Source organism: Lachnoclostridium sp. (genome assembly GCF_031997925.1).
GTDB lineage: Bacteria > Bacillota > Clostridia > Lachnospirales > Lachnospiraceae > Lachnoclostridium.
This window is the reverse complement of the sequence record NZ_DAMADT010000024.1, coordinates 31,414-40,996: the sequence shown is the minus strand read 5'-3', so window position 1 is coordinate 40,996 and position 9,583 is coordinate 31,414. Positions and strand designations below refer to the sequence as shown.

The following is a 9,583-nucleotide window of genomic DNA, read 5'->3' as shown; positions in this document are numbered from 1 at the left end:
TGCTTGATAATTCTATCATGGATATAGCACAGGCATAAACCTAGCTCTTCCTAACGTTTTCCCTTATCGTAAGGAACACCGGCTGCTTTTGGAGCCTGTGATTTCTTAGAAGTAAAAGCAAGTACAATCAAAGTTGCAATATAAGGTATCATCTTATACATATAACTAGGAATTCCAAGTCTCGCAAGAAACGGAATACCTGAGTAAGCAGACGCAATTGTTTTCATCAAACCAAAGAATAATGCTGCATAAAGTATACGAATAGGCTTCCATTGACCAAAAATCAAAACAGCTAATGCAAGAAAACCGTATCCAGCGACACTAGCATTAAAGTTGGTTGATGTTGGAATGACGAAAACCAGACCGCCAATACCGCCAAGGAAACCTGATAAAAGAACACCAGCATATCTCATTTTGTATACACTTATACCAACGGAATCTGCAGCCTGAGGGTGCTCTCCACAGGCACGAAGACGTAAACCAAACTTCGTCTTATATAAGACGATGGATGCAATAATTAGGACCAGAAAACCTAGGTAAGTTGTAATATAAGAATTCTGGAATAATAATTCCCCAAGCACTGGAATATCACCAAGTACTGGAACTTTCTCAATACGAAATGTATTATCAAAGTTAATCTGCTGAACCCCTTGAATCTGCCTTGCAGTAAATATTGCAAATGCTGGAGCAAACATGTTAAGTGCAGTACCGGATATCGTCTGATCAGCCTTCATATGAATTGAAGCATACGCATGAAATAACGAAAAAATAATCCCAGCCAATGCAGCAACCAAAATTGCTAATATTAAGAGAGGCTGTCCACTCATTCGATCTTGGAACATATTAATAAATAAGATACTTGCAAATGCTCCTATCGTCATAATACCTTCTAAGGCAATATTTATAACTCCACTTCGCTCAGAAAACATTCCACCAAGAGCTACAATTAAAAGAGGGATTGCAAATAACATAGTCTGTTGAAACATAAAATATACGGAACTCATTATTTGTTACCTCCTTTCATTTTATCTACTTTTTCATCTTCGTTGCTATCTACATTATTATTTTTGTTGCTATCTACATTATTAATTTCCTTGCTATCTACGTTATTATTTCCCTTGTTATCTACGTTATTATTTCCCTTGTTAACTTCATTTAAAGTACTTTCCTTACTATCCTCTTTTAAAATACCTTCTTCGCTATCCTCTTTTAAAGTACCTTCTTGGATATCCTCACTTAAAGTCCTTTCTTCACTACCCTCTTTTACTGTACCTTCATCTTTAAACGACATATCATCATGTTCAGAATCGTTTCGCAAGTCATCTTCTCTTTGTATATCCTTTTTTGATGCTTCTCTGATTTCTTCCTCGGTCTTACTACCATAGACGGATGGTTCATTGATTGGAGTTGGTATTTGTGCACTGCCTACAGAGCGGTCTACTCTTCGTTTGCGTTCCCGATTGGTAATGATGTTTCTAACGATCATAGAAAAAGCACTAAAGTATATAATTACTGCAATGATGATATCAATGATTTCTTTGGAATATTCAAAAAGCTGTAGGTAAAATCCACCCTGTTTAATATAAGCAATGAATATAGCTGCTAATAAGATACCGATTGGGTGTGATAGTCCAAGTAAAGCAACTGAAATACCATCAAATCCTTCAGCCGCTAACTCATCCACAACCTCAATATATTTTCCAGAACCAGCAAGATATAACAAGCCACCTCCAAGGCCAGCCAATGCCCCTGAAATAACCATAGACCATATAATACTCTTCTTCTCATTGATTCCGGCGTATTTACTAGCATCACGATTAAAACCAACTGCTTTTAATTCATAACCAAAGGTTGTCTTGTCTAAAATGATATAAATAATAATTGCTGCTATAATTGCAATGATAATGCCTGCATTAACATAAGATCCTTTAAATATTTGATTTAGCCCAGCTTTTGGTATGATGGCAGTAGGTGCTACCGGTTTTGAGCGATTCTCTAACATATTAAATAATGCATTGGAATCCTTAACTGACCAGTTAACTAGATACATACCAATATAATTTGTCATAATTCCCGCTATTACTTCATTAATGTTCGCATAAGCTTTTAATAAGCCAGGAATTAAAGCCCAAAGAGCCCCTGCAATAACCGAAGCAAAGAGAGCTACCATCCAATGAGCATTCCCAAGCTCCGTAGCTGTAATGCCTACTACTACTGCAGCAAATGCACCGACTGTAAATTGCCCTGTAGCACCAATATTAAATAAACCTGTTTTAAAAGCAAAGCCGATAGAAAGACCGGTACAAATGATTGGTGTTGCATAGTATAATACCATGCCAATTCCCTTACTGCCATCCGTAAGCGCTCCGGTTAATATGGTTTTAAATCCTCCGATTGCTTGACTTGGATTGGAATACAACAAGATGAAAAATCCAACCAGAAGGCCCAAGATAATTGCAAAAATTGAGGAAATTAACCCAAGGTTTCTCCCTCTGCTCTTCATTGATGAATTACCATTTACACTCATCTTCTAAGCCTTCCTCCTTTTTGATCCAGCCATATAAAGGCCTAATTCCTGTATCGTAACTTCCTCTGGTTTAAAAGAGGCTACAATTTCTCCCTCATACATTACTAAGATACGGTCACTTAAATTCATTACTTCATCTAATTCAAACGATACCAATAGAACACCGCTTCCCTTATCTCTTTCTGCTATCAGCTGCTTGTGAACAAATTCGATTGCACCGACATCGAGTCCTCTCGTTGGCTGTACCGCAACTAAAAGCTCTGGTTTACGCTGAATTTCTCTCGCTATGATAACCTTTTGTTGGTTCCCACCAGACATACTTCGACATGTCGTGATTGCTCCCTGTCCACTTCTTATATCATATTGTTCAATAAGCTTCACCGCATTTTCGTGGATAGCACCCCGTTTTAAAAATCCACCCTTTTGATATTTCTCTGTAAAATACTCTTGTAAAACAAGATTATCCTGAACCGTATATTCAAGAACAAGACCATGTTTATGACGATCCTCCGGGATGTGGGATAAACCATGAATATTTCGGTAACGTATCGTCTTTTTTGCGATGTCTTCACCATGAAGTTTTAAAGATCCACTATCACATTTGATTAATCCAGTAATCGCTTGCACTAATTCCGATTGACCATTCCCGTCAATTCCAGCTATACTTACTATCTCTCCTTTTTTAACTTCAAAACTCACTTCATGAACCAAGGCTTTTTTGTTACCTTTTTGTTTGGAATGAACGGTTAATGTCTTTACATCCAATACTACATCTTTTAGCCTCGCAGCTTTTTTTTCAACCCTAAAGTTGACCTTACGACCAACCATCATCTCTGACATTGTTTCTTTTTCTGTAGTCTTAACATCGATTGTACCAATATATCTACCACGACGTAATACGGTGCATCGATCTGCTACCGCTTTTATCTCGTTTAGCTTATGAGTGATAAATAAAATCGATTTTCCCTCTTTTGCAAGACCTTTCATAATATTCATTAACTCATCAATTTCCTGTGGAGTAAGTACTGCAGTTGGTTCATCAAATATTAAAATCTCATTTTCGCGGTATAACATCTTTAAGATTTCTATTCTTTGCTGCATACCAACAGAAATGTCTGAAATGTACGCATCAGGATTTACTGCAAGATGATAATGCTCACTTAATTCTAACACCTTTTTTCTGGCATCCTCCATTTTAAGAAAACCACCGCTTACTGTTTCTACACCAAGAATGATATTTTGTAGAACCGTAAAATTATAAACTAACTTAAAATGCTGATGCACCATACCAATCCCAAGTGCATTCGCATCCAAAGGACCATTAATTTTCACAGTTTTCCCTTTTACTTTAATAGAACCCTTTTCTGGCTGATATAAACCAAATAAGACACTCATCAAAGTGGATTTTCCTGCACCATTTTCACCAAGTAGAGCATGAATTTCTCCCTTCCTTAACTGAAGAGTAATATTATCATTTGCCGTGATACCGGGAAATTCTTTTGTGATTCCTAGCATTTCAATAATGTAATCCAAAGGTATTACTCCCTCCTTGCCTTCCTTTTTTCTCAACAAAATAGCTTCATCGAGTAATTGCAGTGCAATTTTTTTCATATATTAAAAGCTGTTACAACATGGTTGTAATTTCACCATATTGCAACAGCCCTCCTAATCCATTTACAATCTGAGCGCCATAGCGCAACGTATCAATAAACTATTTACTTAACTTCATCAATTTTTACGATAGTTACAGGTAATTTAGTTACTTCATCAATTCCTTCCACTTTCGGAGCGTATTCCCCTGAAACTAATTTTGCATATACTGCACCATAATCAGCTTCTGTAAATTTTTGAAACTTTGATGTCTTTAAAGGAAGGCCTACACCCTCTGCTTTTACATCTAGTGTTACAATCTTACCACCTGGGAATTTTCCTTCATAAAACAAAGCAATAGCATCGTATACTGATTTATTTAATTCTTTCATAGCGGAAGTAATTACTGTAGCTGATTCATTACTTTGATCTACGTCAACACCAATTACTTTACCATTGTTATCTTGAGCAGCGGCCATAACTGAGTTACCTACTGCACCACCACAGCCAAAAATAACTTGTGTTCCGCTTTGATACCAGGACGCTGCTGTTGTCTTTGCTTCTGGAGTTGCTGCAAAACCACCTGTATAGTGATACTTCATATCAATTTTATCAATACCCATTTCTTTTGCTGCTGTTTCTGCACCAAGAACAAAACCATATCCATAATGTTTCACTGCTGGAACAGCCATACCACCCATAAAACCAAGCTTTGTATAACCGTCTTTTACAGCAGCATAACCAGCTAAAAATCCAGCTTGATGCTCTGCATAGTATACAGCATATACGTTATCCTTAATAGTTTTGTCTTCTGCTTTTTCTGGCTGACTATCCAAGATGATAAATTTCACATCTGGATATGTAGTCTGCGCCTCAAAAACTGCTTCCGAAAACTTATATCCAGGACAAACTATTAATTTTGCTCCACCTTTCACTGCAAGGGCAATTGTATCAATGTAAGCTGCAGTCGTTGCTTCTGCTGGCTGGTAATACTTATGAGTCTTATTTTTTTCAGTCGCATATTTACTAAGACCTTCCCATGCGCCCTGGTTAAAAGACTTGTCATCAATCGTACCAACATCGGTTACAAGTGCTAACTCGTATCCTTCCGGCTTGTTGTTATTAGCATTATTGTTGTTATTGTTTTCATTCGTAGGGCCATTTGTTACCCCAGGAGTTGTTCCTGTACCATTTGGCTCTCCTGTGTCTTTCTTACCACAACCAGATAAAACTGTGATTGCCATGGTAAAAATAAGCATAAGTGAAATAATCTTTTTCATCACAGACTCCTCCAAAATCCTGCAAATTCTTTTATAGAATTACCTTACTAAATTCAGGCTTTTTCTATTTGCTATTTATAATTCGCTTTTTTTGCATTTCTTATACTGCCATTCTTAAGAATTACTTTACTTATCTACAAAATTTAAATAAATTTATAAACCATCCACAGGATATGAAGAATTATCCCAATTTAGTTTGGAAACAAAAAAGCTATTATAATTCGGCAAAAAACTTACTACATTAGTAGAAAGTTTTTTTGCTGTCTTATAATAGCTTTACTATAGTATTAATTCAGGTTTTATTTCTTAAATTATTTTAGTATTTACTTTAATATTTATATTTATTTTGATATTTATTCTGGTAAATAATATTATAAACTTCTAAGTTTGTGATATTATTTACACCTTTATTAATCCTCTATATTTTTTGCCGAAAATCCTAATGGAAGAATGTCAGCGAGTGTATATGCACAATAATCTTCTTCTGATTTTGCTAAAATTACAATGAATTTTTTTGGATCACAAAATTCCATCATAACCTGCCTACATACTCCGCATGGAGGGCAATAATCAATCATATTTCCTTTTCTTCCTCCAACAACAGCAATGGCAGCAAAATCTTTTTCTCCCTCACTAACTGCTTTAAAAAATGCTGTTCTTTCTGCACAATTCGTTGGTGTAAAAGTTGCATTTTCTATATTACAACCAGTGTAGATTTTATTTGTTTTCGTCAGTAATGCAGCTCCAACATGGAAACTAGAATACGGTGCATAAGAACGTTTCAACATGCCGATTGCCTCTCTAATGAGATTCTTGCATACAGAATCGTTCATAATTTCATCAGAAGGTAATTGGCTTGCCTTTTTTGGCACTAACTCTCCAGTTTGCCTACAAGCTGGAAACGTAAATTCCATATTATTATCCTCGTCCTTCATGAAATGCACGCCCTTTCAATTATAATTTTTTACATCTCACTTTTCATTAATAACCGCTTGCAGATTCATTTTTTGCTAATTTAACAATACGGCTCGTTCCAAGACGTGAAGCACCAAGATCAATAAATCGTATTGCATCATCAAAGGAAGCAATGCCTCCAGCCGCTTTCATCTTAACATCTTCACCAACATGCTTTGAGAAAAGTTCAATATCTTCAAAAGTTGCTCCTGCAGTAGAAAATCCAGTGGAGGTTTTTATATAATCCGCACCGCTTTTCGTAACTACATCACACATTGTAATCTTTTCTTGTTCTGTAAGAAGACAAGTTTCAATAATTACTTTCAGAATCTTATCTCCACATGCTTTCTTAATTTGACGTATCTCTTCTAAAACTTCGTCAAATTTACCATCTTTTACATCACCGAGATTTATTACCATATCAATCTCATCTGCTCCGTTATCAATAGCTTCCTTAGTCTCCATAACTTTTACATAGGTTGTATTATAACCATTTGGAAAACCAATAACCGTGCATACTGCCATACGGTCACCAACATATTCTTTTACACGTTTCACAAAAGAAGGTGGAATACAAACAGATGCAGTCTGATAGGTAATTGCATCATCACAGATTTGCTTGATATCCTGCCATGTAGCAGTTTGTGTCAGTAAGGTATGATCTACTGTTTTAAAAATTTCTTTCTTCTCCATCTTATCATCCATTCCGCGCTTAGCGCCATTTTTATTCACGACAAGGAAAAGTTCACGATGCGTGCTTCATCTTTAAGCAAGTTCTAAAGCAATTTCCATCATTTCTCTAAAACTTACTTGACGATCTTCTGCAGATAGACTTTCACCAGTATAGAGGTGATCCGAAATAGTTAAGATACATAATGCATTCTTTCCTGCTCTAGCAGCATTCATATACAATGCAGCAGCTTCCATCTCAACACATAAAACGCCCATCTTCTTCCATAGGTTGGAAGCGTTCTTGTTATCATCATAGAAGATATCAGAAGATAAGATATTACCTACAACAAACTTTGTATTCTGGGATTTCGCTGCATTAACTGCCTTTTCAAGCAACTCATAACTAGCAATTGGTGCAAAGGTTCCTGGCAATTCATACTGAGAAGCAAAATTCGAATTCGTACTTGCTCCCATACCAATTACTACATCACGAACATGAACGTTGTCAGAAATACCACCAGCAGATCCAATACGGATAATATTATCAACATCATAAAAGTGGTATAACTCATAAGAATAGATGCCGATAGATGGCATACCCATACCTCCACCCATAACAGAAATTTGCTTTCCTTTATAGGTTCCTGTATACCCGAACATATTTCTTACTGTATTAAAACATACCGGATTTTCTAAATAAGTTTCTGCAATAAATTTTGCACGTAATGGATCTCCTGGCATTAATACTGTTTTTGCAATTTCGCCAGATTTTGCTCCATTATGTGGGGTTGGTACTGGTGCATGACTCATAATAATTCCTCCATTCTATCTTCTAAGATATGATAAAAACAAGTAAAAATAACTATATTTTTATCTTATTCATAACAAGAAAAAGTTATCGATGCGTGCTTTTTCTTGTTTAGATTTTAATTTTTAATAAACATAGAAAGTTTTCTCTTTTCTAACTTATTTTAACATACAATCTGTCCAAATGCAACTTAGTGCCCTTGCATCTAAATAACGCTAAACACGTTGATTCTTACTATTTCTTCACTCACTTTCATATCTACTTTTCCTACTATAGTTTGCCAATATCAAGTTGAAATATGTAGAAGCATATTAGAAAAAGCTTGAATTTCTATGGAATACTTTCTCTCATAGAAATTCAAGCTTTTATTATTAACTTGGGTGGAAAACGTACTCCCCCTCTTGTTGTTTGTCTTTATTCCTCAATGGTTACTTGTTCCGCAATGAATGCTTGAACCTTGTCCCAAAGAAGAGCTTCCTTCACGGTTTCTTCTCCTACTGCCTTTACGAACTCTTCGTTAGTGTTATAACCATATTTTTTTGCATATTCTGTTAAACTTTCTTCATATTCTTTCTCTGATAATGTAATCTTCTCAGCTCTTCCGATTGCATCTAGTAACATTTCTTGCTTCAATACCAATTTAACATATTCCTCAAAGGTAACACCATAATAGTTTTTCACATAGTCTTCAAGTTCCATGTTGTTAACCATTGCCATGACTTTAACCTTTTCTTCAAGCTCCTTACTCTTTTTCTCTACTGCACCTTCTGGGTATCCAGAAATCTCAGATGCGTCAGAAACGATTTTCCAAGCTCCAGTCTTTTTATCTTTTTTAATTTCTTCCAGCTTTTCTTGCTTTATGGTCGGAATTAATCCCTCTTTGTACTCCTCTACTGTTTTTGAATCAGAGATTTTTTGTACAAATTCATCATTCATTTCAGGGATTACATGCTGTTCTACTGATTTTATTAACACCTGAAAAGTAGCTTCTTTACCGACAAATGCCTTCTCTGAAAAAGTACTTGGAATTGTGATTGAAAACTTTGCATTCTCTCCTGCATACATTCCTGCTAAGTTATCAGTAAACCCATCCATGACATATTCACCATTACCATAGACAAATTCGAAATTGTCACTTTTAAATCCATCGTTTTCTTTGCCGTCAATCGTACCTGTCATCTGAATTTTAACTTTATCACCTTTTGAAATCGGACGGTCATCGTTTTTTACATAAGTACTATTTTTTAATTGAACATCATGAATTTTTTTCTCTATGTCAGTATCAGTAACATCAAATGTATCTACAGATACTTTAATATCTTTATAAGAACCTAGGGTTACATATTTTGTAGTATCTACATCCTTATACCTACTATAGGTTTCAAAATTAATCTCATCGTTTTTTTTGCACCCAGAAAATACAAGGGTAACTCCTAGTAACGCAATCGCAAGTATTCCTCTCTTTTTCATATCCTCCATACCTTTCTTCTATAGGTCTTTTCGAATTTACTTTATCATATCTGAACAATTTTTACAATGTAAATACTTTCATTTCACTGTTTCTTCACAATTCATTATGCACTTAAAAAAAGTCCAATACTTCCTGTAATTTCAATACCATCTTTGTTAAACCCTCTGATTTCTTCTGACTTTGAATACCATTCGATTTTACCCATTCTGTATGCCTCTAAAACTGCCTCACTCATGGTAAACATCTGCTAGCTGGCAGATGACTGCTCTTGTGTAATCGCT

8 protein-coding genes and 1 pseudogene are annotated in these 9,583 nt (G+C 35.5%); all 9 read right to left on the bottom strand.

What is annotated here, in order from left to right; translation table 11 throughout:
- Positions 1 to 50: 50 nt before the first annotated feature.
- The 9 genes and pseudogenes from RTP52_RS14635 to RTP52_RS14595 all read right to left on the bottom strand — a co-directional run bounded on the left by RTP52_RS14635 (position 51) and on the right by RTP52_RS14595 (position 9,537).
- Entirely contained in the window at positions 51 to 1,004 is a 954-nt protein-coding gene (locus tag RTP52_RS14635; RefSeq protein ID WP_312100498.1) for an ABC transporter permease, read from the bottom strand.
- A gap of 440 nt (positions 1,005 to 1,444) precedes the next feature.
- Positions 1,445 to 2,527: pseudogene (locus RTP52_RS14630) on the bottom strand (ABC transporter permease); the annotation flags it as partial.
- Between the two features lie 3 nt (positions 2,528 to 2,530).
- On the bottom strand, positions 2,531 to 4,042 hold the full coding sequence (locus RTP52_RS14625; RefSeq protein WP_312100555.1) for an ABC transporter ATP-binding protein: 1,512 nt from the start codon (positions 4,040 to 4,042) through the stop codon (positions 2,531 to 2,533).
- A gap of 200 nt (positions 4,043 to 4,242) precedes the next feature.
- The gene (locus RTP52_RS14620; RefSeq protein WP_442913540.1) at positions 4,243 to 5,400 is read right to left on the bottom strand and encodes a BMP family lipoprotein; all 1,158 of its coding nucleotides are present in this window, start codon (positions 5,398 to 5,400) and stop codon (positions 4,243 to 4,245) included.
- Between the two features lie 407 nt (positions 5,401 to 5,807).
- Positions 5,808 to 6,332 carry a cytidine deaminase gene (locus tag RTP52_RS14615; protein ID WP_331661619.1) on the bottom strand — a complete coding sequence of 175 codons (525 nt, stop codon included), beginning with the start codon at positions 6,330 to 6,332 and terminating at the stop codon, positions 5,808 to 5,810.
- 46 nt (positions 6,333 to 6,378) lie between these two features.
- Positions 6,379 to 7,044 (bottom strand): deoxyribose-phosphate aldolase, encoded by a 666-nt coding sequence (gene deoC / locus RTP52_RS14610; RefSeq protein WP_312100501.1) that lies wholly within the window; start codon positions 7,042 to 7,044, stop codon positions 6,379 to 6,381.
- Between the two features lie 72 nt (positions 7,045 to 7,116).
- On the bottom strand, positions 7,117 to 7,833 hold the full coding sequence (gene deoD, locus RTP52_RS14605) for a purine-nucleoside phosphorylase (protein WP_312100503.1): 717 nt from the start codon (positions 7,831 to 7,833) through the stop codon (positions 7,117 to 7,119).
- 412 nt (positions 7,834 to 8,245) lie between these two features.
- The gene (locus tag RTP52_RS14600; RefSeq protein WP_312372179.1) at positions 8,246 to 9,301 is read right to left on the bottom strand and encodes an FKBP-type peptidyl-prolyl cis-trans isomerase; all 1,056 of its coding nucleotides are present in this window, start codon (positions 9,299 to 9,301) and stop codon (positions 8,246 to 8,248) included.
- Positions 9,302 to 9,405: 104 nt separating this feature from the next.
- Positions 9,406 to 9,537 carry a hypothetical protein gene (locus RTP52_RS14595; RefSeq protein ID WP_312372177.1) on the bottom strand — a complete coding sequence of 44 codons (132 nt, stop codon included), beginning with the start codon at positions 9,535 to 9,537 and terminating at the stop codon, positions 9,406 to 9,408.
- Between the last annotated feature and the right edge of the window lie 46 nt (positions 9,538 to 9,583).